The 25,150-nt window shown below is 58.0% G+C and carries 20 protein-coding genes, 1 tRNA gene and 3 other RNA genes; 11 read left to right on the top strand and 13 right to left on the bottom strand.

The window, feature by feature from the left end; genetic code table 11:
- The 10 genes from dppC to MMW58_RS00925 all read right to left on the bottom strand — a co-directional run bounded on the left by dppC (position 1) and on the right by MMW58_RS00925 (position 9,907).
- Positions 1-903 carry a dipeptide ABC transporter permease DppC gene (gene dppC, locus MMW58_RS00970; protein WP_045853916.1) on the bottom strand — a complete coding sequence of 301 codons (903 nt, stop codon included), beginning with the start codon at positions 901-903 and terminating at the stop codon, positions 1-3.
- Between the two features lie 9 nt (positions 904-912).
- Positions 913-1,932, bottom strand: coding sequence for a dipeptide ABC transporter permease DppB (gene dppB, locus MMW58_RS00965; protein ID WP_041143140.1), 1,020 nt, complete (start codon positions 1,930-1,932; stop codon positions 913-915).
- Between the two features lie 106 nt (positions 1,933-2,038).
- Entirely contained in the window at positions 2,039-3,646 is a 1,608-nt protein-coding gene (gene dppA, locus MMW58_RS00960; protein ID WP_241722614.1) for a dipeptide ABC transporter periplasmic-binding protein DppA, read from the bottom strand.
- 1,464 nt (positions 3,647-5,110) lie between these two features.
- Positions 5,111-5,243: non-coding RNA, RtT sRNA (locus tag MMW58_RS00955), on the bottom strand.
- A gap of 33 nt (positions 5,244-5,276) precedes the next feature.
- Positions 5,277-5,410, bottom strand: a non-coding RNA gene (locus tag MMW58_RS00950) — RtT sRNA.
- Positions 5,411-5,443: 33 nt separating this feature from the next.
- Positions 5,444-5,576, bottom strand: a non-coding RNA gene (locus MMW58_RS00945) — RtT sRNA.
- A gap of 33 nt (positions 5,577-5,609) precedes the next feature.
- Positions 5,610-5,686, bottom strand: a tRNA-Pro gene (locus MMW58_RS00940).
- 81 nt (positions 5,687-5,767) lie between these two features.
- Positions 5,768-7,468: a kdo(2)-lipid A phosphoethanolamine 7''-transferase gene (gene eptB, locus MMW58_RS00935; protein WP_241722613.1), complete on the bottom strand. Its 1,701-nt coding sequence runs from the start codon at positions 7,466-7,468 to the stop codon at positions 5,768-5,770.
- Between the two features lie 240 nt (positions 7,469-7,708).
- Positions 7,709-8,911, bottom strand: a complete 1,203-nt coding sequence (locus MMW58_RS00930; protein ID WP_241722612.1) for an L-lactate MFS transporter — start codon at positions 8,909-8,911, stop codon at positions 7,709-7,711.
- 354 nt (positions 8,912-9,265) lie between these two features.
- The gene (locus MMW58_RS00925; protein WP_133600146.1) at positions 9,266-9,907 is read right to left on the bottom strand and encodes an autotransporter outer membrane beta-barrel domain-containing protein; all 642 of its coding nucleotides are present in this window, start codon (positions 9,905-9,907) and stop codon (positions 9,266-9,268) included.
- A gap of 158 nt (positions 9,908-10,065) precedes the next feature.
- Between MMW58_RS00925 and tag the strand changes: the two genes are divergently transcribed.
- Together tag and MMW58_RS00915 are read left to right on the top strand one after the other, a co-directional pair.
- A complete protein-coding gene (tag, locus tag MMW58_RS00920) occupies positions 10,066-10,647 on the top strand; it encodes a DNA-3-methyladenine glycosylase I (protein ID WP_045853911.1) in 582 nt (193 codons plus the stop codon).
- A complete protein-coding gene (locus MMW58_RS00915; RefSeq protein WP_133600147.1) occupies positions 10,625-11,071 on the top strand; it encodes an N-acetyltransferase in 447 nt (148 codons plus the stop codon). Before tag ends, MMW58_RS00915 begins: the two co-directional genes overlap by 23 nt.
- Here MMW58_RS00915 and MMW58_RS00910 read toward each other — a convergent pair.
- On the bottom strand, positions 11,034-13,364 hold the full coding sequence (locus tag MMW58_RS00910; protein ID WP_241722611.1) for a molybdopterin guanine dinucleotide-containing S/N-oxide reductase: 2,331 nt from the start codon (positions 13,362-13,364) through the stop codon (positions 11,034-11,036). The genes MMW58_RS00915 and MMW58_RS00910 overlap by 38 nt on opposite strands.
- Positions 13,365-13,531: 167 nt before the next feature.
- Here MMW58_RS00910 and MMW58_RS00905 point away from each other — a divergent pair, with 167 nt between their 5' ends.
- From MMW58_RS00905 to ghrB, 6 genes are all read left to right on the top strand, one after another.
- Complete coding sequence (locus tag MMW58_RS00905; RefSeq protein WP_241722610.1) at positions 13,532-14,194, top strand: OmpA family lipoprotein; 663 nt, start codon at positions 13,532-13,534, stop codon at positions 14,192-14,194.
- A gap of 114 nt (positions 14,195-14,308) precedes the next feature.
- Complete coding sequence (locus MMW58_RS00900) at positions 14,309-15,325, top strand: LacI family DNA-binding transcriptional regulator (RefSeq protein WP_241722609.1); 1,017 nt, start codon at positions 14,309-14,311, stop codon at positions 15,323-15,325.
- Between the two features lie 110 nt (positions 15,326-15,435).
- Positions 15,436-16,185 (top strand): sugar phosphate isomerase/epimerase family protein, encoded by a 750-nt coding sequence (locus MMW58_RS00895; RefSeq protein ID WP_133600151.1) that lies wholly within the window; start codon positions 15,436-15,438, stop codon positions 16,183-16,185.
- A 3-nt stretch (positions 16,186-16,188) separates the two neighbouring features.
- Entirely contained in the window at positions 16,189-17,127 is a 939-nt protein-coding gene (locus MMW58_RS00890; RefSeq protein ID WP_159236593.1) for a sugar kinase, read from the top strand.
- 99 nt (positions 17,128-17,226) lie between these two features.
- On the top strand, positions 17,227-18,507 hold the full coding sequence (locus MMW58_RS00885) for an MFS transporter (protein WP_133600152.1): 1,281 nt from the start codon (positions 17,227-17,229) through the stop codon (positions 18,505-18,507).
- Between the two features lie 24 nt (positions 18,508-18,531).
- Positions 18,532-19,503 (top strand): glyoxylate/hydroxypyruvate reductase GhrB, encoded by a 972-nt coding sequence (ghrB, locus tag MMW58_RS00880; protein ID WP_241722608.1) that lies wholly within the window; start codon positions 18,532-18,534, stop codon positions 19,501-19,503.
- A gap of 98 nt (positions 19,504-19,601) precedes the next feature.
- Here ghrB and MMW58_RS00875 read toward each other — a convergent pair whose 3' ends face one another.
- Positions 19,602-20,312, bottom strand: coding sequence for a DUF3053 domain-containing protein (locus MMW58_RS00875; protein WP_041143154.1), 711 nt, complete (start codon positions 20,310-20,312; stop codon positions 19,602-19,604).
- Positions 20,313-20,751: 439 nt separating this feature from the next.
- On the opposite strand from MMW58_RS00875, the gene MMW58_RS00870 reads away from it, so the two are divergent.
- From MMW58_RS00870 to cspE, 3 genes are all read left to right on the top strand, one after another.
- Entirely contained in the window at positions 20,752-22,110 is a 1,359-nt protein-coding gene (locus MMW58_RS00870; RefSeq protein WP_241722607.1) for an MFS transporter, read from the top strand.
- Positions 22,111-22,354: 244 nt separating this feature from the next.
- Entirely contained in the window at positions 22,355-22,645 is a 291-nt protein-coding gene (locus MMW58_RS00865) for an HTH-type transcriptional regulator (protein WP_095102762.1), read from the top strand.
- Between the two features lie 261 nt (positions 22,646-22,906).
- On the top strand, positions 22,907-23,119 hold the full coding sequence (gene cspE, locus MMW58_RS00860) for a transcription antiterminator/RNA stability regulator CspE (RefSeq protein WP_004868803.1): 213 nt from the start codon (positions 22,907-22,909) through the stop codon (positions 23,117-23,119).
- Between the two features lie 100 nt (positions 23,120-23,219).
- On the opposite strand, the gene MMW58_RS00855 is transcribed toward cspE, so the two are convergent.
- Positions 23,220-24,839, bottom strand: coding sequence for an ABC-F family ATP-binding cassette domain-containing protein (locus MMW58_RS00855; protein WP_241722606.1), 1,620 nt, complete (start codon positions 24,837-24,839; stop codon positions 23,220-23,222).
- Between the last annotated feature and the right edge of the window lie 311 nt (positions 24,840-25,150).

Here is a 25,150-nt window from a genome sequence, read left to right as displayed (position 1 = left end):
TTACTGCTTCAGTTTGGGATCGAGCGCGTCACGCAGACCGTCGCCCATCAGGTTAAATGCCAGCACCGTCAGCAGGATCGCGACACCCGGGAAGGTGACGACCCACCAGGCGCTTTGCGCGAACTGCAGCACATCGGAGAGCATGGTGCCCCACTCCGGTGTCGGCGGCTGCGCACCCATGCCAAGGAAGCCAAGAGCGGCCATGTCGAGAATGGCGTTAGAGAAGCCCAGAGAGGCCTGAACAATCAGCGGAGCCAGGCAGTTAGGCAGAATATTGACGAACATCTGACGCAGCGCTCCCGCCCCCGCCACGCGCGAAGCGGTGACGTAGTCGCGGTTTACCTCAACCATCACCGCCGCGCGGGTCAGGCGTACGTAGTGCGGCAGGGCGACAAAGGTAAGCGCCAGGGAGGCGTTAACAATCGACGGGCCGAAGATAGCCACCAGCACCAGCGCCAGCAGCAGGCTGGGCAGCGCCAGCATGATGTCGACGATGCGCATGATGACGGAATCAGCCACCCCGCCAAAATAGCCCGCCACCAGGCCAAGCACCACGCCGAGGATCAGCGACAGCACCACCACCAGGCAGCCAACCAGCAGCGACAGGCGCGCGCCGTACATCAGGCGCGACAGAATATCGCGGCCCACGTCGTCGGTACCCAGCAGGTGCGCGAAGCTCCCGCCTTCCTGCCAGGCCGGCGGCGCCAGCAGCACGTCGCGGAACTGGTCTGCCGGGTTATACGGCGCGATGAAGTTGGCAAATACGGCGATGATAATCATGATCGCCACGTACACCAGGCCGACAACCGCGCCCTTATTGCGTTTGAAATAGTGCCAGAACTCCTGCAGCGGGGTCATTGGCACCGGTGCGGCGACAACTTTATTTTCAGTAACTTGTGACATGATGTCCCCTTACTTCCTATGCCGAATACGCGGGTTCACCACGCCGTAGAGCAGATCGACCAGCAGGTTGACGAGGATAATCATCGTCGCGACCAGCAGAACGCCGCCCTGCACTACCGGATAATCGCGGCGCTGCAGCGCGTCGATAAGCCAGCGCCCTAAGCCGGGCCAGGAGAAGATGGTTTCGGTCAGAATGGCGCCCGCCAGCAGCGTGCCCACCTGCAGACCGATAACCGTGACGACCGGCAGCATCGCGTTACGCAGGGCGTGGACCACAATGACGCGCATCCGGGTCAAGCCTTTGGCGCGTGCGGTGCGGATATAGTCCTCGCCCAGCACTTCCAGCATCGACGAGCGGGTCATACGCACAATCACCGCCAGCGGAATGGTGCCCAGCACCACGGCGGGCAGGATCATATGCATCACGGCGTCGATAAAGTCGCCCGGCTCGCCCCAGATAGCGGTGTCGATCAGCATAAAGCCGGTCAGCGGCAGGGTATCGTCAAGGAATACGGTATCGCTGATACGCCCGGAGACCGGCGTCAGGTTAAGCTGCACCGAGACCAGCATAATCAGCATCATGCCCCACCAGAAGATAGGCATGGAGTAGCCGGTCAGCGCGAGGCCTACGGAGGTGTGATCGAAGATAGAACCGCGCTTTACCGCAGCCAGTACGCCAACCGGAATACCGACGACGACGGCGAAAATCATCGCACAGACGCCCAGCTCCATCGTGGCCTTAAAGCGCGGCACAAATTCTTCCCATACCGGAATACGGCTTTTCAGCGAGATGCCTAAATCGCCGTGCAGCACGCCCCAGATATAGTGGACATACTGCTGCCACATCGGCTTATCGAGGCCCATTTCGGCCAGCAGCTGAGCGTGACGTTCAGGGGAAATACCACGTTCGCCCGCCATAATCATCACCGGGTCACCGGGGATCATATGCACAAAGGCAAAGGTGAGAAGGGTAATACCGATAAATGTCGGGATGACAAGTCCCAAACGTCGGAGGATGAACTGCAACATAACCCGGATTCTCTATAGTGACGTTCTGCCTGGTGACAGGACGTCTGCATTGCTCACAATTGTCAATTCCCTCTCCCGGTGAAGGGAGAGGGGGACCACACTGTTTTTATTCGATTGAAACGTTTTCGAAGTGGTGTTTACCTAACGGATCGACCACGTAGCCTTTGACTTCTTTACGCACCGGCTCAAACACGGTGGAGTGGGCAATAATCAGCGCCGGAGCCTGATCGTGCATCACTACCTGGGCCTGTTTGTAGAGTTCAATACGCTTATTATGGTCGTCGGTTGCGCGAGCCGGCTGAATCAGGTCTTCAAACGGCTTGTAGCACCAGCGGGAGTAGTTGGAGCCGTCTTTCGCCGCCGCGCAGCTGAACAGGGTGGCGAAGAAGTTATCCGGATCCCCGTTATCACCGGTCCAGCCCATCATCACGGTCTGATGCTCACCCGCTTTCGCGCGCTTGAGGTATTCACCCCACTCGTAGGTCACGATCTTGGCCTGGACGCCAACTTTAGCCCAGTCAGCCTGAATCATCTCGGCCATACGGCGCGCGTTCGGGTTATACGGACGCTGTACCGGCATTGCCCACAGATCGATAGAGAAACCTTTTTCCATGCCGGCTTCTTTCAGCAGCGCTTTCGCTTTTTCCGGATCGTAGCTGTAGTCTTTAACGTCGTCGTTATAGCCCCACATGGTCGGTGGGATCAGGTTCTTCGCCGCCTGGCCTGCGCCCTGGTAAACGGCTTTAATGATCGCTTCTTTGTTGACCGCATAGGTCAGCGCCTGGCGAACTTTGACATTATCCAGCGGTTTCTTCTCGGTGTTGAACGAGAGGTAGCCGACGTTCAGGCCCGGCTGCTCCAGCAGGGTAATGCTTTTATCTTCTTTCATGCGCGCAATGTCTGCCGGGTTCGGGTACGGCATGATCTGGCACTCATTTTTCTGCAGCTTCGCGTAGCGCACGGAGGCATCAGGCGTGATAGAGAAGACCAGGCGGTCGATCTTTGGCTTGGTACCCCAGTAGCCCGGGAACGCTTTGTAGAGGATGCGCGAATCTTTCTGGTACTGCAGCAGCTGGAACGGGCCGGTACCGATCGGGTTGAGGTCCACTTTTTCCGGCGAGCCGGCTTTCAGCATGTTGTCAGCATACTCTTTTGACAGGATAGAGGCGAAGTCCATCGCCAGGTCGGCGAGGAACGGAGATTCAGGACGGGTCAGCACGAACTGGACGGTATTGTCGTCCACTTTCTTCACTTCGCTAATCAGGTCCGGCAGGCCCATACCTTCGAAGTATTCATAGCTGCCGCCAGAAACTTTATGGTACGGGTTTTGCGCATTTTTCTGACGATCGAATGAGAACACCACGTCATCGGCATTCAGGTCGCGGGTTGGTTTAAAGTCCTTATTGTCCTGCCACTTCACGCCTTTACGCAGGTGGAAGGTATAGGTTTTACCGTCCTCGCTCACTTCCCATTTTTCAGCCAGGCCAGGAATAACTTCCGTGGTCCCGGTTTTGAATTCCACCAGGCGGTTATAGATTGGCACCGAGCTGGCGTCATAGGTGGTACCAGAGGTGAATAGCTGTGGGTTAAAGCCTTCCGGCGAACCTTCAGAACAGTAAACCAGGGTCTTAGCTTGTACGCTTGCGGCAACGGTCAGAGCGACCAGGCTCAGGCCAAGCTTCAGCATCCCTGACTTTTTCAAGGAAATACTCATTATTCTGCTCCAGATGTGATGTTGTTTGCATATTTCCGCCAGACCTTTATTTATTTTTTACCCGGTCTGGTCGGTTGTGCCCGAGGGCGCTGAGAGAGATGGGGATTCCTTTCACAAAAACGACTGAGTTGCAGTGCGGATTCTCCATGAAATGCCCCTCATGCCCTACAATCTGTCAACAGAATGGGGAAACGTCAATACAGCCAACCTGGTTTTACATCCGGGGTGAGAAACCGCAGGCAAAGATTAAAAAAACTCCATGAGGCTATTTTCAGCAGAGAAATTTATGCTACCGGCAATGAACCAGCATAAACGCCTTAATACCTTTCAACATGTAGTGATAAGCAATTCTGGCAAATGGTCAAAATTTCTTACTATGTGACCAATATGTGAGCGATTAATAGCGCGAACGTTAAAACGCACAGCGGAAAATGCTGCCGTTATCCATAAGCTTCGCGAAAAAAGATCGGTTCATATATAAAAAAATACAATGGAAGATGTCACAAAACGATAAACAGGCGGGTAGAAACGGGGATCAGCGTCTTTTTGCCGGGTCGTATAGAGTCACGCACCCGCTACTTCCGCTCCACGCGCATAGTACCGACCCTCCATTGCTCCGCGATACAGAACCTTCTATGAAGAAAAGACGTCCAGCGGGGCCCTGGCTCCCCGCTGAAATCGGCGAACCGGAGGCCGCAAGACAAGGGCTGGCCGCCAGGGATGGCGGCAAGAGGCGAATCGAGACAGGAGCGAGCCCCGGAACGGGCGAGCAGGTCGAGTTGAGCCGACCGCAGGCTGCAGGCCGGGAGGTGAGCGCAGTGCGCAGCACCGATTTCCGTGCGGGACCGCGGGGATTGTTAAGGGGAAGACGGTTATCTTCCCCTTAACCCGGTCACCTGGCAGCGGGGCCGCATGTTCTGCCAGACGTCCGGTGAACGGAACGCCTCCTGGCTGACAAACATCCTCATCGGCCACGGACGCAAAAAAGCCCGTTCAACGCGTATCATGCCATTCAGTTAAGCAACCCATCGCCTCATACCGTCATCTCATCCCCTCCCCCATCCTCCGCGATGCTGAACGTTCTGTGAAGAAAAGGCGTACAGCGGGGCCCTGGCTCCCCGCTGAAATCGGCGAACCGAAGGCCGCAAGGCAAGGGCTGGCCGCCAGGGATGGCGGCAAGAGGCGAATCGAGACAGGAGCGAGCCCCGGAACGGGCGAGCAGGTCGAGTTGAGCCGACCGCAGGCTGCAGGCCGGGAGGTGAGCGCAGTGCGCAGCACCGATTTCCGTGCGGGACCGCGGGGATTGTTAAGGGGAAGACGGTTATCTTCCCCTTAACCCGGTCACCTGGCAGCGGGGCCGCATGTTCTGCCAGACGTCCGGTGAACGGAACGCCTCCTGACTGATAAACATCCTCATCGGCCACGGACGCAAAAAAGCCCGCTCTAAGAGCGGGCTTTTCAATTTGGTCGGTGATAGAGGATGACTTCGCCACTACGTGGCTCGCCCTGCGGGCCGCTGCTAAAGCAACGTTCTCTCGCTGCGCTCGGGTCGAACCTCTGCCCCCGGAGGTTCTCATCCTCATCGGCCACAGACGCAAAAAAGCCCGCTCTAAGAGCGGGCTTTTCAATTTGGTCGGTGATAGAGGATGACTTCGCCACTACGTGGCTCGCCCTGCGGGCCGTTGCTAAAGCAACGTTCTCTCGCTGCGCTCGGGTCGAACCTCTGCCCCCGGAGGTTCTCATCCTCGTCGGGCCACGGACGTAAAAAAGCCCGCTCTAAGAGCGGGCTTTTCAATTTGGTCGGTGATAGAGGATGACTTCGCCACTACGTGGCTCGCCCTGCGGGCCGTTGCTAAAGCAACGTTCTCTCGCTGCGCTCGGGTCGAACCTCTGCCCCCGGAGGTTCTCATCCTCATCGGCCACAGACGTAAAAAAGCCCGCTCTAAGAGCGGGCTTTTCAATTTGGTCGGTGATAGAGGATTCGAACCTCCGACCCCTTCGTCCCGAACGAAGTGCGCTACCAGGCTGCGCCAATCACCGAATGCGGGCGCATCTTACTGCTGAGACCCACACCCGTCAATGCCTTATTATGAAAAAATCACTCAAGCGGCGAGAAACTCATCACTCTTGCGGCTCCTGCACGGCTTTGCTCGCACCGGGCACGCGGCACCAGTTGTTATTCTCATTAATCCCGCCGTCCGGCGAGGTGTAGCCGAGACAGCCCATAATGGTATCGTACAGCTCAACGTGACGACGCGGGACCTTCATCGCCGCCTGCTGCTTGAGCCGGGCAAAAGAAGCCGCATGGTCGGGCGCTTCCAGATACTTATCCGACATCCATACCATCATCGGCACGCGGAACTGCTCCGGCGGCGCCATCTTGCGCGGCGTCCCGTGCAGGTGCTCGTGCTCGTTGATCGACTCACCGTGATCGGCGGCATAGAAGACAATCGCTTTCTTATCGCGCAGCTGATCCAGCACGCTAACAATAAAGTGGTCGACATAGCTCACGCTGTTATCGTAGGAGTTAATCAGCTCTGCTTTCGAACATTTGCTGTCCACGCCAACGCACTCCGGCTTCCACTGGGCGAAGCTGCGCGGGTAGCGCTGGGTATAGTTAAAGTGCGAACCTTTGGTATGCAGAATAATCAGGTGCTTGCCGCGGGTGTTCTTCACCATCGAGCGCTTCACCTCATCGATAAGCAGCATGTCATCAACGCTCTTACCGCGGTTACGCGGCTCGGCGCCAATCTGCTCGCGATAGGCAATGGTGTTCGCCATCGTATTGCTGTAGAACCACATCTCGCTCTGCATGGCGTAGAGATCGCCGGTGAAGCCCAGCTGGTGCAGAACGGAAAACACGTTTTGCTCTTTCAGCGTGCGCTGGGGGTTATCTTCCGCCCCGCCTTCGCGAACGAACATGCAGCGCAACGAGAGCTTAGTCGCGGTATCACAGGAGTAGCCGCGGAAGGCCACGAGATTTTTCTCCTGGGCCAGCTTCGGCGTGGTGTTGCGGCTATAGCCCAGAATCCCCATGTGATCCCAACGGGTCGTCTCACCGATGATAAACACCACGTAAGTATCATCCAGCCCCTGCGGCGCAACGTAGGTGAATTTCTTCACCGGGTTAATCAGGGAGCCGTTATCGGAGGATTCATCGACCTGCGCCCAGGCGTACAGCCCCAGCGAGGAGAGCCAGTTCGAGGGCAGATAGGAGTTAGCAATCACCCCGCCGTAGCTCGGCATATCCACTTCTGAATTTCGCTCAACGTTCTTCTGGCGGACCTCAAGCAGGCGAATCGGCCCCCAGACCATCAGCCCGGCCAGCAGCACAATGGCAATATTCTTCACCCGCTGGCCCGGCGTGCGGATCTGCCGCAGCAGAGTGTCCCGGCAGCGATTATTCCAGATAAACAGCAGCGGCGGCGCGCTAACCAGCACCAGCCAAAGAATCAAATGCCAGCCGATCACTTCCTGGGAAAGATCGATATCCGTGGTCATCACCGAGGCAATAATACCGTAGCCAATAACCACGTTGAGGAAGGTCATATAGTAGCTGGCGGCGGCGGAGAACAGCACCACCAGCGTGGCTAATATTCGCCATAACCGCCGTCCCGTCAGCGACAGAATACGCAGCAGGAAGAAGGTCACCAGCACGGTCGCAACCAGTTCCACAAGCCCGGAAAGTCCTTTCCAGAAGGTAAATTCCTGAGCATAACCGTCGAAGCGACGGATAAAAACGGCAACGTTCATAAACCAGCCGATGTACAGCGCCAGCCATATACTGAGCGTCTGCTGCGTCATCGTTCTAATATATTTCATGCAAGAAAACCTGGAAAAAGATGAGATAAAACCCCCTCACTTACGCGATATAAGCAAGCAGGTTAATAGAGTGCGTTAAGGTTGGTTATGAGAAACCTCTACAAAGCGCGGTAAGTAGACCACAGAGGAAGGGAAAAGTATCAGGAGGGAATGTGATCCGACCAAATATTTACAAAATATCTGGTCGGATTGGCATTATAAGCTTAGTGAATTGATGCCCCGTCGCCGAGTGACGCGCCGTCAGGCGTGTGCAGCGCGATAAACTTCGTTTTTTGGCTGGCGGATCGTCGTGGAAAGTGCCAGGGAAAGAATCAGCAGCGCGAAGATCACGCAGAAGGTGACGTAGAATCCGCCGAACAGGGACGCAATCAGCGACCCGCAGATGCTGCCGATACCGAAGCCCAGATAAATCACCCCGTAGTTTTTCGCCAGGTTGTTCAGACCGAAGAATTCGCTGATCAGGGACGGGAACACGGTGATCGTACCGCCGAAGTTAAAGGCCACGCAGGCAATCGCGGCAAAGAAGGTCACGGCATTCAGCGGGGCGAACAGCAGCGCCGCCATACCGACCAGCGAAACGACCTGACCGATAGTGATAACGCGGATGCGGGAAATTTTATCCGACAGGATCCCCAGCACCAGTCGTCCGCTCAGGTTAGCGATAGAGATAATGGTCACCGCATTCGCCGCCGTCGCCACGTCCAGGTGCACCATCCCCTGCGCAATATCCTTCGCCACGCCGATAACGTACAGGCCGCTCATGCAGGCGGTCAGGAACATCACCGCGAGCATCCAGTACTGCGGTTTACGCATCGACTGCGCCAGCGTGAAATCATTCTCCACCACCCCATTGCGGGTGCTGGCGGTGTGGTTCGGCGCATCTTTCATCAGCGTGGCGCCAAAAACAATCATCACCAGCACAATCGCGCCCCAGATGATAAAGGTCTTCTCCAGCCCGACGGTGGCCAGCAGATGGCTATCAATAAATTTAAACCCGAGGCTGCCGAGGCCATAGGCGCCGATGGAGAAGGCGGAAATCAGCCCTTTACGCTCGGGGAACCACTTCACGCAGTTGGAGAGCGTCAGCAGGTAGCCGGCGCCGTCGGCCAGGCCCACCAGCAGACCGGCGCTCAGCCACAGCATCATCAGGCTGTTAGCGTGGGCGGTGAGGAAAAAGCCGAGCCCGAGCAGCACGCCGGACGCCATCGTCACGCGTTTTACGCCAAAGCGTTCCTGCAGCTTACCGGCGACGGAGGAAGATAGCGCCAGGCCAAGGCTCAGCAGGCCAAAGGAGAACGCCACCTGGCTTACCGGCTCGCCCAGCTTGGCGGAAAGAGAACTATTGAACAAACTCCAGGTATAAACCGATCCCAGCGCGAACTGCGTCACGATCGTGCCGAACAGCGTGAGCCAGCGGGTATATTGAGTAGTGGTAGCGTTCATGGCAGATGTCCTGAAAGATTAACTGCCGCCACAATAGCGAAGTCCCCAGAAGCCCAGGGGAGAAAAGGCATGAAATGCCGTCAGCAGGGAATGAAATGCATAAATGCCGGAATGAATGACATGGCGAAACGGGCGCGCGCTCGACGGCAGGGAATAAGTTAGTGCCTGCTATCTCACCATGCCGCGCCAGTTCTGTGATCGCAACGTTAAAAAGTGGTGCCAAACATGCTACATATGGACGACATAATTCACATTACAGAAGCAAAATAGCCACAGCGTAGCCGAGCGGCACGCCCGGCGAATTTATGCCAGCGGCGGGCGCGCAGGTCGCCGGAAGCCGTCCGGAAAGAGGGCTTAAAAATTGGCGCTGACCCCCATCAGGTACTGATAGTTTGCCCCGGTTGGCAGGTTGTCCGCCTGCGAGAGCGCCGCCCATGCCGCAAGGTGCGAATTGAGCGACATATCCGCCCCGAAGGTGACATCCCGCCAGCCGCCGTCCTGGGTGCGGGTTGGCCAGGGCAGCTCTGAAGAAAGCGCCTGGTTGTAGCTCACCTGCGCCCAGGGGTGAATGCCCCACAGCTGCTGATAATCCACGCGCCAGCCGAGCGTATTCACGTAGCTGCTTTCCGCCGTGCGGCGAACGGGAGGCGGCTGTAGATCGCTGCGCAGGCTTGCCACCGGCCCTGAAGTCACGCCGTTGGCTAAGGTAAAGTTCCAGCCCACGCTCATGCCGTGCCCGGTATCCGGCGGTGCCACCGCCTGGTTAAGGGCGAATCCGGCGGCCTCGCCGGTTGAATTGATGCGCTCAGCCAGAATGTCCTCATAGCGCGGTTGGTGATCGCTATCCCACGTATAGCGTTCGGGTGTATTACTTTTTGTATCGATAGCGATATATTCCTGTTGCCAGGCGTTCACCCCACTGACGCACGATACCCACACGGATACGCACGCCGGGAGGAAGTATCCCCACAAGCCATTGCATTTCTTTATTATCATTAAAGCGACTCCATAAAGAGCCAAACCGGAAGTATTGCTGTGTTTTTTATGGGATCTGATACCCCTGTATTTGGGAGTGGTATCCCTGTATTAACTATTATCTTTATCTTTCAGCCGTCAAGGTGAACGCGTAAGTTTTATTGCTAAGGGAGAAAGACATGCAGCGTTGCGGATGGGTTAGCCAGGACCCTCTCTATATTCAGTATCACGATAGCGAATGGGGCGTAGAGCAAAGAGACGCCGGGAAGCTGTTCGAAATGATCTGCCTCGAGGGCCAGCAGGCCGGGCTTTCATGGATTACGGTGCTAAAAAAACGTGAGAACTATCGCCGGGCGTTTCACCAGTTCGACCCGGTTCGCGTCGCCGCGATGGATGAGGCCGACGTCGAGCGTCTGCTGCTGGACGCCGGTATTATTCGCCATCGCGGAAAAATTCAGGCCATTATCGGCAACGCGCGGGCCTTTCTGGCGCTGGAAGAAAAGGGCGACTCCTTCAGCGATTTTGTCTGGTCCTTTGTCGATAACCACCCGCAGATATCGCACGCCGCTACGCTGGCGGAAATCCCCACGACAACCCCCGCCTCCGACGCGCTGTCGAAGGCGCTGAAAAAACTCGGCTTCAAGTTTGTCGGTTCGACTATCTGCTACTCCTTTATGCAGGCCTGCGGTCTGGTGAACGATCACGTCACGGGCTGCTTCTGTTACCCCGGAGGTGCGGATGATCCGCAAGTGGGAAACTAAAGAGATTGGCCCGCTGCTCGCGCTATGGCTGGAAAGCACGATTCACGCGCATCCGTTTATCAAAGAGGCCTACTGGCATGAAAGCGTCGCGGTCGTGCGCGACGTTTACCTTCCCGCCGCCAGTACCTGGGTGTGGGAAGAAGACGGTGAGATAAAAGGCTTTATCAGCGTGCTGGAGTCACGCTTTGTCGGCGCGCTTTTCGTCGCCCCGACGGCGCTGCGCCGGGGGATCGGCCGCGCGCTGGTGGACGAGGTCAAGCGGCACTATGCCTGGCTGAGCCTCGAGGTGTACCAAAAAAACGTCCAGGCGGTGAATTTCTACCATGCGCAGGGCTTCCGGATAGAAGACTGCGCATGGCAGGACGATACTCTGCAGCCGACGTGGATTATGCGTTGGCCGGTGGATCAAACGCCGTTAACGTAAGCGCCGGGCCGGCGTATTTCTCCAGCCACGCCAGCGCCGTGTTTCCGGCGCAGCCGTTACCGAGGCGCGAAGTCGGAATATCTTTGGTCAATACGTTCACCGCGCCATTTTTACAGATCCCCGCCTGCGGGTCGATATCAGGCCAGGCGCCCTCGTGCAGGCAGATAACCCCGGGGCGGATCCCCTCCGTCACCACCGCGCCGGCGAGAACCTGGCCGCGCGAATTCCATACCCGCACCAGATCGCCGTCGGCAATCTGCCGCGCCTCGGCATCCAGCGGGTGAATAGTTAGCGGCTCGCGGCCGGCAACCGCGTACTGCTCGCGCAGGGCCGTGTGATTTAGCTGGCTGTGCAGGCGATGGGCCGGATGGGCGGAGAGCACCTGCAGCTGGCCCGACTGCGCGTTGCCGTGCCATTCGTCCGGCGCCAGCCACATCGGGTGCGGCGGGCAGTCGGGATAGGCAAAACCGGCAATCGTCGGCGAGTGGATCTCAATTTTTCCGCTCGCCGTTTTCAGCGGATTAGCCTGCGGATCGGCGCGGAAGGCACCAAAGCGGGCGAAGCGGGCGTTGTCGGGGTTTTCCGGCATCTCAATCAGCTGATTATCCTGCCAGAACTGCTCGAACGGCGGCAGCGTAATCTGCTGGCTCGCGCCGCGCTGGGCCGCGGTGCAGTAGAAGCTTTCCAGCCACTGGATATCGCTTTTCCCCTCGGTAAAGCGCGCGCGGCCGCCCTCTTCCCAGCGCTCGCTGAGATCGGCAAACACCTCAAAGTCATCCCGGGCCTCGTCGCGCGGCGCAACCACGCGCTTCATCGGTACCAGATGCTGGTTGCTGTAATCGCCGGTCATGGTCATATCGTTGCGCTCAAACGAGGTCGTCGCCGGCAGGACGATATCCGCGTGGCGGGCCGCGGCGGTCCAGAAGCACTCCGAAATAACGATGAGCTCCGGCTTCTGCCAGGCGCGGATCAGGCGATTGGTATCCTGATGATGGGTAAAATTGGCGCCGCCCGCCCACCAGATAAAGCGAATATCCGGGAAGCATCGGTCCATGCCGTTGTGCTGGTAGGGCGCGCCGGGATTTTCCAGCGCTTCGACAATGCGCGCCACCGGAATTTTTTCCACCGCCTCAATTCCGTCCGCCACGCAGCCCTGCATGGAGGCCAGCACCGCCGCCCGGCGGGTCGGATTGCCGCCGTTAGCAAAATGGTAGGAGAGGCCAAAGCCGCCGCCCTGGGTGCCAATTTGTCCCAGCATCGCGGCCAGGGTGACCAGCATCCAGTGCTTCTGCTCGCCGAACTGCTGACGCTGCATGCCCCAGCCGGACATCAGCATAGTCGTATTTTCGTGGAACAGTTGCGCCAGTTCGCGGATTTTATCCGCACTTACGCCGCAAATCTCTGCAGCCCACTCGGCGGTTTTCGCCACGCCGTCGCTTTCGCCGGTCAGGTAGCGGGCGAAAATCTCATAGCCGCTGGTATAGCGCGCCAGAAACGCATCGTCCTGCCAGCCGTTTTCAACCAGGGTACAGGCGATGCCCAGCATCATCGCCACGTCCGTTCCCATATGCGGGGCCACCCAGTCGATATCCTCGCCAAAGAAATCAACGGTTTCCGATCGCATAGGATCGATGCAGATCACCCGTTTGCCGCTCTTGCGCAGCCGATCGAACCACGTCACTCCCTGCTCATCGGAGGCATTCCAGGCAATCTTCAGCGTATTCAGCGGATTCGCACTCCACAGCACCACCACGTCGCTATGTTCCAGCACCATTGGCCAGCTGGTTTGCTGCTGATACACCTCATTTCCGCCCACCACGTACGGCATGATCGCCTGCGCCGCACCGGTGGAGTAATCCCCGAGGTGGCCGGTATAGCCGCCGGCCAGGCTCATATAGCGCTGCAGCAGCGTCGCCGCTTTATGCAGTACGCCGTTTGAACGCCAGCCGTAGGAGCCGGCAAAGATCGACGTCGGGCCGTAGCTCTCGCGGATCCGCTGATGCTGGGCATGAATAAGATCCAGCGCCTGCTCCCAGCTCACCCGGACAAACTCATCCTGTCCGCGTACGCCCTGCGGGCTATCCGGCGAGGCCAGAAAGCCTTTTCGCACCATCGGGTAGCGCACGCGGGTTTTGCTATGAACCTGGTCCCGCACGGCGGTTTGCAGAGAGTTGGCGAAGGGGGTTTCCAGCGCGCCGCGGGAGGAGAGGACATTTTCACCATCGGTTTCAACCAGCATCGGTCCCCAATGGGCCGCGGTGAGGATGGTTTCAGTTGCAGATGAGGTTGGCAAAGCGAGCTCCTGGTCAGCGAATGCAGGTGTTGTGGCGGCCTGTTATTCGGCCGTTCAAGGTTACTTACAAATAGAGACGTTATCCGGGGAATTTTCTCCGCATCCGGGCGTCATAATCAACCGTCACGGGCGCTGTGACAAAGAATAAAATGGATTAAGGAAATAATATGAAAAAACGCGTACTGATGATTGCGGCCATGGTTAGCGGCACGCTGGCCATTTCTGGCTGTACAACCAACCCCTATACCGGCGAACGTAAAGCAGGAAAATCCGGCGTCGGCGCAGGCATCGGCTCCCTGGTCGGCGCGGGTATTGGCGCGCTCTCCTCTTCCAAACACGACCGCGGCAAAGGGGCGCTGATAGGCGCGGCGGCGGGCGCGGCGCTTGGCGGCGGCGTCGGCTACTACATGGACGTACAGGAAGCCAAACTGCGCGAGAAAATGCAGGGAACCGGGGTTAGCGTGACGCGAAATGGCGATAATATCGTGCTGAATATGCCCAATAACGTCACCTTTGATAGCAGCAGCGCCAACCTCAAACCGGCGGGAGCCAATACGCTCACCGGCGTCGCGATGGTGCTGAAAGAGTACGAAAAGACGGCGGTTAACGTGATCGGCTATACCGATAGCACCGGTGGTCAGGATCTGAACATGCGCCTCTCGCAGCAGCGCGCGGATGGCGTTGCCAGCGCCCTTATCACCCAGGGCGTGGCGGCAAACCGTATCCGCACCAGCGGCATGGGCCCGGCCAATCCGATTGCCAGCAACGGCACCGCGGAAGGCAAAGCGCAGAACCGTCGCGTGGAAATTACCCTCAGCCCGCTGCAGTAATCCCGCTTCATCGCTCCCTCCTGCGCCCGGTAAGACGCGCTTACCGGGCAAAATGCTTGATATAGCGAATTTTCGCGCTAAGGTGTTCTCCAGATTTCAGCAAAGGAAGCCATCATGGCGAAAGCGGCGCGAGCAACCATTAGCGATGTGGCAAAAGCCGCAAAGACCGGTAAAACCAGCATTTCACGCTATCTCAACGGCGAAAAGCATCTGCTTTCCGATGACCTGCTGGCGCGCATTGAAAAGGCGATTGCCGAACTTAACTATCGCCCCAGCCTGATGGCCCGCGGCCTTAAGCACGGCCGCACTCGCCTGATTGGCCTGATCATCGCCGATATTACCAACCCCTACTCGGTTAACGTGCTGAGCGGCATCGAGGCCGCCTGCCGCGAGAAAGGCTTCACCCTGCTGGTCTGTAATACCAACAACGAGCTGGATCAGGAGCTGCACTATCTCGACCTGCTGCGCAGCTATCAGGTTGAGGGGATCGTGGTCAACGCCGTCGGCATGCGCGAAGAGGGGCTCAATCGCCTGCAGCAGTCGGCGCTGCCGATGGTGCTGATCGACCGAAAAATTCCCGATTTTGCCTGCGACGTGGTCGGGCTGGATAACACCCAGGCCGCCACCACCGCCACCGAACACCTGGTGGAAAAAGGCTTCGAGGCGCTGCTGTTTCTGAGCGAACCGTTAGGCTCCGTCAACACGCGACGCGAGCGGCTGAGCGCCTTTCGCACCACCCTTCAGCGCCATGCCGGGGTCGTCGCGGAAAATGCCGAAGTCCCGCTCAACGATGGCGTGATGCTGGACAGCGTGCTGCGCCAGTTTCACTCCGGCCATCGCGGGATGCGCAAAGCGGTTATCTCCGCCAACGGCGCCCTGACGCTGCAGGTCGCGCGCGCGCTGAAGCGAGTTGACCTGATTTGGGGAAGCGATATCGGCCTGCTCGGGTTTGACGAACTGGAGTGGGCGGAGCTCGCGGGCGTCGGCATCACCACCCTCAAACAGCCGACGTGGCAAATAGGCTACGCCGCCGTTGAACAGGTGGTGCGCCGCATCGAAGGCAGCCATGAGCCGATCTGTGAGCGGGTTTTTTCCGGGGAGCTGATCGTCCGCGGATCGACCTCCCGTTAGCTCTCCTTCGTGATGGTGATCATAAATTAGACATCCTCCCCTTTCCTTTGGAACCGGTACCATCTAGCGTAATAGAGAGATTCGCTACAGAACCACCGGGAGTTTGTCAGATGGCCAGAAAAATCATTGTCGTGACCGCCGCTTATGGCAACGATCGCGTTAGAGAGCTTGGCGGGCAGTCCGCCGTACTGCCGTTCATTGCCGGTTCCGGCGCCGACGGCGTGGAGATCCGCCGCGAGCTATTCAGCCCCGGCGAGCTGAGCCGGCTGCCGGCCCTCGCCGCGGAGATTGAAAGCCACGGCCTGCTGGTCTGCTACTCCGCGCCGGAAGCCCTGTTCGCCGCCGACGGCTCGCTTAACCCGAACCTCGCGGCGCTGCTGCAGGAAGCGCAAACCCTCAACGCCTTATGGTTAAAACTCTCCCTCGGCCACTTCATCCATAACAACCAGCTGGAGACCCTGCGCCGCACGCTGCAGGAGAGCGGCATGGCGCTGGTGGTGGAAAATGACCAGACCGATTGCGGGCAGCTGGCGCCGATGCAGCGGTTTAAAGCCACCTGCCGGGTCAATAACCTGCCGGTGACGCTGACGTTTGATATGGGCAACTGGCTGTGGGTCGGCGATTCGCCGGAAGAGGCCGCCCGCCATCTTGCGCCCGCCGTCAGCTATATTCACGTTAAGGCGGCCCAGCCGCATCGCGAGCAGTACCGCGCCGTTCCTCCCGATGAGGCCGCTCCACGCTGGATGGCGCTGCTGGATAACCTGCCGGCCGATGCCCCACGCGGTATCGAATTTCCGCTGCTCGGCCATGACCTGACGGCCGTTACCCGCCGCTATGTCAATCTTTTACGCGAGGATTAAGCCATGGAAAACAACCTGGATGTCATTACCATCGGCGAAGCGATGGCTATGTTTGTGGCGACCCAAACCGGGGATCTCGCGGAGGTTGAACGCTTTATCAAGCGCGTCGCCGGCGCGGAGCTGAACGTCGCCACCGGCCTGGCTCGCCTGGGGCTGAAGGTCGGCTGGGTCAGCCGCGTCGGCGAGGATAGCTTCGGTCGCTTTGTTCTTAATTCGCTGGCAAAAGAGGGAATTGACGCCCGCGGTGTAACCCAGGACCCGCGCTACGCAACCGGCTTCCAGATGAAATCTAAAGTCGAAAATGGAACCGATCCCATTGTGGAATATTTCCGCAAAGGCTCGGCGGCCAGCCACCTGTCGCCGGATGATTTCCACCCCGATTACTTCGCCAGCGCCCGCCATCTGCACCTGAGCGGCGTCGCCGCCGCGCTGTCGGAGAGTTCATATGCGCTGCTGGATCGTGCCGCTGGCGCGATGAAGGCTCAGGGAAAAACGATCTCTTTCGACCCCAACCTGCGCCCGGTGCTGTGGAAAAGCGAAGGCGAAATGGTGGAGAAGCTCAACCATCTCGCGTTCCAGGCCGACTGGGTTTTGCCCGGCCTGAAGGAGGGGACAATCCTGACGGGTCAGCAAACGCCGGAGGCTATCGCGGACTTCTATCTCAACCGCGGCGTACGCGCCGTGATCATCAAAACCGGCTCCGACGGCGCCTGGTATAAAACCGCCGCGGGCGAGCAGGGTGCCGTCGCGGCAGTTAAGGTCGATAACGTCGTCGATACCGTCGGCGCGGGCGATGGCTTTGCCGTCGGGGTCATTAGCGCCCTGCTGGAAGGCAAAGCGCTGGATCGGGCGGTACGGCGCGGGAACAAAATCGGCTCGCTGGCGATTCAGGTTCAGGGCGACAGCGAAGGATTACCGACGCGCGACGCGCTGGGCGAATAACGTTTAATGCAACGATGGTCGCCACTCTGTACCCTACATACAGCGCGGCATAAGACACCTTCTATCGGTGAGTGTTACCTCACATACAGAGGCAAGCCTATGAACAGCTTAACCAATGCAACAAAACGCTGGTGGTACATCATGCCTATCGTGTTTATCACGTATAGCCTGGCGTATCTCGACCGTGCCAACTTCAGCTTCGCCTCCGCGGCGGGCATTACCGAAGATTTGGGGATCACTAAAGGGGTCTCATCGCTGCTGGGCGCCCTCTTCTTCCTCGGCTACTTCTTCTTCCAGATCCCTGGGGCAATCTATGCTGAACGCCGCAGCGTGCGAAAACTTATCTTTATCTGTCTGATCCTGTGGGGCGCCTGTGCTTCGCTGACCGGCATGGTGCACAATATTCCGGCGCTGGCCGCTATCCGCTTTATTCTCGGCGTCGTCGAAGCCGCGGTGATGCCCGCGATGCTGATTTACATCAGCAACTGGTTTACTAAATCCGAACGCTCGCGCGCCAATACCTTTTTAATTCTCGGTAATCCGGTCACGGTGCTGTGGATGTCGGTGGTGTCCGGCTACCTGATTCAGTCCTTTGGCTGGCGCGAGATGTTCATTATTGAAGGCGTGCCGGCGGTGCTCTGGGCCTTCTGCTGGTGGGTGCTGGTAAAAGATAAGCCGTCGCAGGTGAACTGGCTCTCCGAGAGCGAAAAAGCCGCGCTGCAGGAGCAGCTGGAACGCGAGCAGCAGGGCATCAAAGCCGTGCGTAACTACGGCGAGGCCTTCCGCTCACGTAACGTCGTGCTGCTGTGCATGCAGTATTTTGCCTGGAGTATCGGGGTGTACGGCTTCGTGCTGTGGCTGCCGTCAATTATCCGCAGCGGCGGTGAAAACATGGGCATGGTTGAGGTTGGCTGGCTCTCCTCGGTACCTTACCTGGCGGCAACGATTGCGATGATCGTCGTCTCCTGGGCCTCGGACAAAATGCAGAACCGTAAGCTGTTCGTCTGGCCGCTGCTGCTGATTGGCGGGCTGGCCTTTATCGGCTCCTGGGCGGTCGGCGCAAACCACTTCTGGGCGTCATATATCCTGCTGGTGATTGCCGGCGCGGCGATGTACGCCCCCTATGGCCCCTTCTTCGCCATCATCCCGGAGATGCTGCCGCGTAACGTAGCGGGCGGCGCGATGGCGCTGATTAACAGCATGGGCGCGCTGGGCTCCTTCTTTGGCTCGTGGTTTGTCGGCTACCTGAATGGTTCGACCGGCAGCCCGTCCGCCTCGTACATTTTCATGGGAGTGGCGCTTTTCGTCGCGGTATGGCTTACTTTAATTGTTAAGCCTGCTAATAATCAAAAACTTCCGCTTGGCGCTCGTCACGCCTGACATCCTAATACTACGGAGATCCGCATGAAGCCGTCCGTTATTCTCTATAAAACGCTTCCCGACGACCTGCAGCAACGTCTGGAAAAACACTTTGCCGTCACCCGGGTGAAAAACCTGAGCGCCGAAACCATCGCGCAGCACGCCGAGGCGTTTGCCCAGGCCGAAGGCCTGCTGGGCTCCAGCGAAAAAGTTGATGCCGCGTTACTGGAGAAAATGCCCAATCTTCGTGCGGCCTCAACGGTCTCCGTGGGCTACGACAACTTCGACGTTGGAGCGCTAAACGCGCGCAGGGTCCTGCTGATGCATACGCCCACCGTGCTGACCGAAACCGTTGCCGATACGGTGATGGCGCTGGTACTCAGCACCTCGCGCCGGGTGGTGGAAGTGGCCAATCGCGTGAAGGCGGGTGAATGGACCAAAAGCATAGGGCCGGACTGGTTCGGCAGCGATGTGCACCACAAAACGCTGGGTATCGTTGGGATGGGGCGCATCGGCATGGCGCTGGCCCAGCGCGCGCATGCCGGCTTCGGCATGCCGATCCTCTATAACGCACGCAGCCAGCACCCGCAGGCGGAAGAGCGCTTCAACGCCCGCTACTGCGATCTGGATACGCTGCTTGAGGAAGCCGATTTTGTCTGCCTGATCCTGCCGCTAACCGCTGAGACTCATCATCTTTTCAATGCGGAGAAGTTCGCCAAAATGAAGCCATCCGCCATCTTTATTAACGCCGGACGCGGTCCGGTCGTCGATGAGAAAGCGCTGGTTGCCGCGTTGCAGAATGGCGAAATCCATGCCGCCGGTCTCGACGTGTTTGAGCAGGAGCCGCTGGCGCAGGACTCCCCGCTGCTCAGCATGCCGAACGTCGTCGCGCTGCCGCATATTGGGTCCGCCACCCATGAAACGCGCTACAACATGGCGGCCTGTGCGGTGGATAATCTGATTGATGCGCTGCAGGGCAACGTCGATAAGAACTGCGTGAACCCGCAGGTAAAATAGGCAGGAAAGGGACATTCTCGCCCGGCTGAGCGTCGCGTCAGCCGGGAAGAAACCCGGATGATGGCGCGATCAGCGCCTTCCCCGGGCTCGGTCAGCGGCTAGCGCGTTGCGTTAACGGCTGCCGTCCACGCCTGATTGAACGCCTGGTGCTGAGCCGCCAGCGGGCCAATCAATGCGTTGTACTGGCTGGCCTGCTGCGAGGTCGGGAACTGGATCCCGTTTGCCACGAAGCTCACCTGGGTATTTTGCTGGGCAACAAAATCACCCACCTGCACCAGCTGCTGAGTAAAGACCTGCGCCGCAGGGATCAGCGGCTGCAGGGCATTTGCCGGGCCGGTAACCACTTTGTTGTAAACCTGGTCAAAGACCGGCTTGAGATCGTCACCCTGCTTCAGCGCGCTATGCGCACCATCGGCCTGCATTTTCGCATTTTCCAGCTGCTGGCTCAGTACGCCGAGCGCGCCGTTTGCCTGACGCAGCGGTTCACGCTGGGTGATATAGTCCTGCGGGACGCGAATCGCGTTCACGCTGTCTACCACCGGGCGCAGACCCGCATCCATCGCCTGACTTACCTGCTGCGAATAGCCGTAAATCACCGCGTAATCGGACACAAAAGGTCCGAACTGTTTTTTCTGATCGGCGGTCAGCGTCGGCAGACGTTCGCCGCTCCGCATAGCCGTATTTTGCAGGAAGTCGATGAACGCTTTGCGCTGATCGCCTTCTTTATCAAAACACCCACTCAGGCTAACCACCATTAATAAGGCCGCAACAGCCGCAAACCAGCGAGAGCAGGACTTTCCTGTCGCCATTTTTTTACTCCTTTCAGCCAAAAAAAGCGCAAACAGACACACACGTGCCAGACGCTGACAAGGATAGTCCAGGTCAGCCTCGCAGGATACACTTTCCTGACAATCTTCCGCAGGAAATAGCCCGCTGGCGGCGTTTTATCGACAACCGCTACCGTCTGTTAAGCACATCACAATTACCGCCATAACGACAAACCCAAAAATAAGACACAACACATTGATTTAAATAAACTTAATTTTCAACCATGGCGTTTAAACCCCCGAAAAGAACGATAATCGCACGCTTCCTGGCCGGAGCGCGTTGCCTGCTGTCGGGTTCAGTGTTTTGATTAATGAGCGATTAACGGCATTACGTTCGATTATCGCACAAATACGATTAACGACAGCGAGGGAGACGTGAACAGCCGTTTTCGTCCCCCGCTCTGCCTGCCAGGAATGCCGTATGAATAAGACAACCATCGATATTCAGGCTTTTATCAATGAACATCCGTTCACGAAGTACCAGTGGATGATTCTGGCCTTATGTTTTATCACCGTTGCTATGGACGGTTTCGATACCGCGATAATCGGTTTCATCGCCTCAGACCTTGTGCAGGAGTGGGGCGTAGAAAAATCGGCATTGGGCCCGGTAATGAGCGCAGCGCTGGTCGGCCTGGCGGTGGGCGCCTTGACCGCGGGGCCGCTGGCCGACCGCATTGGCCGCAAGAAGGTCCTGTTGATGTCGATCGCGGTGTTTGGCAGCTTTAGCCTGCTTACCGCTTTTGCTACCAGCCTGAATCAGCTGACGCTGCTGCGTTTTCTCACCGGGCTGGGGCTGGGGGCCGCGATGCCGAACGCCGCGACGCTGATGAGCGAATACGCGCCGGAGCGCCGCCGGGCCTTAATGGTCAATCTGATGTTCGTTGGGTTCCCGATGGGATCGTCGCTGGGCGGTTTTCTTTCGGCCTGGATGATCCCGCAATACGGCTGGCAAAGCGTGCTGGTACTGGGCGGCGTGATGCCTCTGCTGCTCGCCGTGGCGCTGATCTTCCTGCTGCCTGAATCGGCGCGCTACATGGTTGTTAAGCGTCAGCCCGCACAGCGCATTGCGGCAATCCTCCGGCGCATTGCGCCGCTGCCGGAAGGGGTGGAGTTTGAGCTGCGTGAGGCTGGCCAGGTCAAAGAGAAATCGGCTCTGGCGGTTATTTTCTCTCCACGCTATATCGTCGGTACCCTGATGCTGTGCCTGACCTACTTTATGGGCCTGCTGATCTTCTATTTACTGACCAGCTGGCTGCCGCTGCTGATTCGTGAAACCGGCGCAACCATGAGCCAGGCGTCGATTATCACCGCGCTGTTCCCGCTGGGCGGCGGTATTGGCGTGCTGATCCTCGGCGCGCTGATGGATAAGATCAACCCCAATAAGGTCGTCGCCGTCGGCTGGCTGCTGACCGGTATTTTCGTCTGTCTCGTGGGCTTCTCCACCGGCAGCCTGGTGCTGATGGGGGTGATGGTATTTATTGCCGGTAGCATTATGAACGGCGCGCAGTCTTCTATGCCGGCGCTGGCGGCCGGGTTTTATCCCACTCAGGGCCGCGCCACCGGCGTCGCATGGATGCTGGGGATCGGGCGCTTTGGCGGCATTCTCGGCGCCTTCAGCGGCGTATTCCTGATGCAGGCGCAGCTCTCTTTCACGACTATTTTCAGCCTGCTGGCGATCCCGGCGTTTTTATCCGCCCTCGCCCTGCTGGTTAAATACAAAATGAGCCTGCGTCAGCCTGCCCCGCCTCAGGCCGATGCTGAAAATCTGCAGAAAGCCTGACCGTAAGGCCAGCGGGAAGCCGCTGGCCTCGTTTTTTCTCTGGCGTTTACAAATATTTTCCAAAGCCGTGCGTATGATGATTAATCATCGGCTTACTCCCCGCTCCAGCTGGGCTATCCGGCGGTAAACGAAAGCCTGCTGGCATATAATCACCCCCGTTACCGTTCTTGACGCTTTTTCCTGACTATTCTTAATAAGCATCCACCAAACCTACCCTTTACTGTGCAGCAGGAAGGAGCTCTCTATGGAATATAAAGATCCAATATTCGAATTGCTTAGCAGCCTGGAACAAATTGTTTTTAAAGACATTCCCCGAGCGACCGCCCCAACCCGCAAGCCAACCGCCTTCAGCGAATTCGACCGGCTCCGTAAAGGGACCGGGCTGAAAATTGACGATTTCGCCGATGCGATGGGCGTCAGCGTGGCGATGGTGCAGGAGTGGGAGTCGAGACGCGTCAAGCCCTCTTCGACTGAGCTCAAGTTGATGCGCCTGATCCAGGCTAACTCAAAGCTTTCAAGGCAAATTCACGAGTGAAGTTCTATAATGTTATTGGACACTGATTACGGTCCTGATTAGGGACCGTTTTAATTTCTATGAAAAAAACGTTTGCTATCGCACCTCAAAAATGAGTTAATGCTCGCAGGTTTGATGTACAGACCACAGAGCATTAGTATAGAGTAGTCCTTGAGCGGTTATCCTAGATACCCCGGTAGTGAACTTTCCCTTTATAGCTTCAAATCTGTAGTCCAGACCGTATCGCCGAAAGGTTCATTTATTATTTAAAGGTATTTCGCTATGTCCGGTAAAATGACTGGTATCGTAAAATGGTTCAACGCTGATAAAGGTTTCGGCTTCATTACTCCTGATGACGGTTCTAAAGATGTATTCGTACACTTCTCCGCTATCATGAACGATGGCTACAAATCTCTGGATGAAGGTCAGAAAGTTTCCTTCACCATCGAAAGCGGCGCTAAAGGCCCGGCAGCTGGCAACGTTACCAGCCTGTAAGCTTAAATAAGCTCAGAATTCAAGATCCCTGCCTCGCGGCGGGGATTTTTTTTATCTGAATATCAGAAAACCGCCACCTCGCATGGCGGTTTTTTTCGTTTTAATACGGCTCAAGCTGCCAGCCGCCGTCTCGCCACGCTAAAGCGTGGGTAAGCTTCAGCCCCTGCAGGAACGCCTCGTCATGCGACACCACCAGCATCGCGCCGGGGAATCCCGCCAGCGCCGCTTCAATGGCCTGGGCAGAGGCTAAATCCAGGTGGTTAGTCGGCTCATCGAGCAGCAGAAGCTGAGTGGCATCCCGCCGCCACAGTACGCAGGCCAGCGCCGCCTTCAGCCGTTCCCCGCCGCTCAGGGCCGCCAGCGGCAGATTGATTTTATCCGCCCCCAGCTGCAGCTGGGCAAGCCGGCTGCGCAGCACGCCCTCCTCCAGCGGCGTATCGTCAAGATTAAGGTGCGTTAAAACCGATAGCGACAGGTCCAGCTGCGTCAGGTGCTGATCCAGCCACGCCGCATGAACCGACAGTCGGCACTCTCCAGAAAGCGGCTGCTCGAGACCGACCAGCGTTTTCAGTAACGTGGTTTTTCCACAGCCGTTAGGCCCGCGCAGCGCTACGCGCATCGGCCCATCAAGACGCCAGCTCAGCGGCGCTGCCGCCGAGTGGGCCAGCCGTAGATCCTCCAGCACCAGGACCTGTTTACCGGCGGCGATCTGACTTCCCGGTAGAGTGAACATCACCGATGCCTCATCTTCTACCCGCTCGTGCGCCTGGGCGACCGCGGTATTGAGCGCGCTATTTTGCTCCCGATGCTGCCGCTGGAGCGTTCCGGGGCGCTCCTTCGCCGCGCCTTTATACTTCACGCGTTCAAACGAGGCAATATTCAGCGTATCGACAACCCGCAGCGTCTGCGCAGATCGCCGCTGGCTGGCATCATGCTCTTTTTGCATTCGCGCCCGGGTGCGGCGGCGTTCGGTCGCGGCATGCTCCAGCGCGGCACGTGCGGCCTGCTGTTCGGCATCACGCTGCTGCCGATAGTCGGCGTAGTTCCCGCCATAGCTTCGCAGCGCCGTCGGCGTGAGCTCAAGGATACGCGGCATTCGCGCCAGCAGTTCACGATCGTGGCTGGCGATGATTCCCCCGCCACGCCAGCGCTCCAGCTGCCGATACAACCATTCGCGGCCCTGCCCGTCGAGGTGATTTGTCGGCTCGTCCAGCAGCAAATAGTCCGCGCCTGAGAGAAAGGCCCCGCACAGCAGCGCTTTCACCCGCTCGCCGCCGCTCAGCGACGACGCGAGTCGTTCGGGAGAAAACGCCGGCAGGCCGGCATCGGCGAACGCCGCGCTCAGACGCTCGCGCAGATCCCAGAAACCCTCCAGGCTCTCGACGTCGTCAGCGAATCCTTCCCCGCGCTCAAGCCGCAGCAGAGCAGAGAAAATGGGCTCATAGCCCAGCAGGTCGGCCAGGGTCGTGCTGGAAGCAAGTGCCGGATGTTGGGCAACATAGGCCAGCGAGGTACAGCGTTCGATATGTCCGCCGGAAGGAGAGTCAACGCCCGCCAGCAGCCGAAGCAGGCGAGTTTTGCCGACGCCATTACGGCCGACCAGGCCGCAGAACGACGTCTCTAACGATAAATTTAGCGGGCCAAACAGCATGTCTCCCGTCGCAAACTGACAGGTGATCTGATGCAAAATAAAAGCGGGGGATTGGGCACAATGGGCCATAAGCACTCCTGAATGAAATCGATACTTCCCCTGCCGCACATAGTGTTGGCAAGGAGTGAATTCAGCAGGCGTGGTTATCCATTTTCAGTGTGCTCTCAGTAAGACGAGGGATTCGTCGGGACACAGAATAGCCACACCGCCCCCCACATTTCAAGATTATTATTTCAGCGCCCGCGCCGGTACGGGGCAAAAGTAGCCGCGCCGATGGGCCAACTGACGGACGTATTTATCGCCGGTCATAACGATGAGCCCCCGGAATTTATCGATCAAATTTTGTTCTATTTTTTTGAACAAGATGCGCAAATTGTTCC

Source organism: Klebsiella sp. HC6 (genome assembly GCF_022605325.1).
Lineage (GTDB): Bacteria > Pseudomonadota > Gammaproteobacteria > Enterobacterales > Enterobacteriaceae > Klebsiella > Klebsiella terrigena.
The sequence above is the reverse complement of the archived record's forward strand: the minus strand, read 5'-3'. Positions and strand labels throughout refer to the sequence as shown.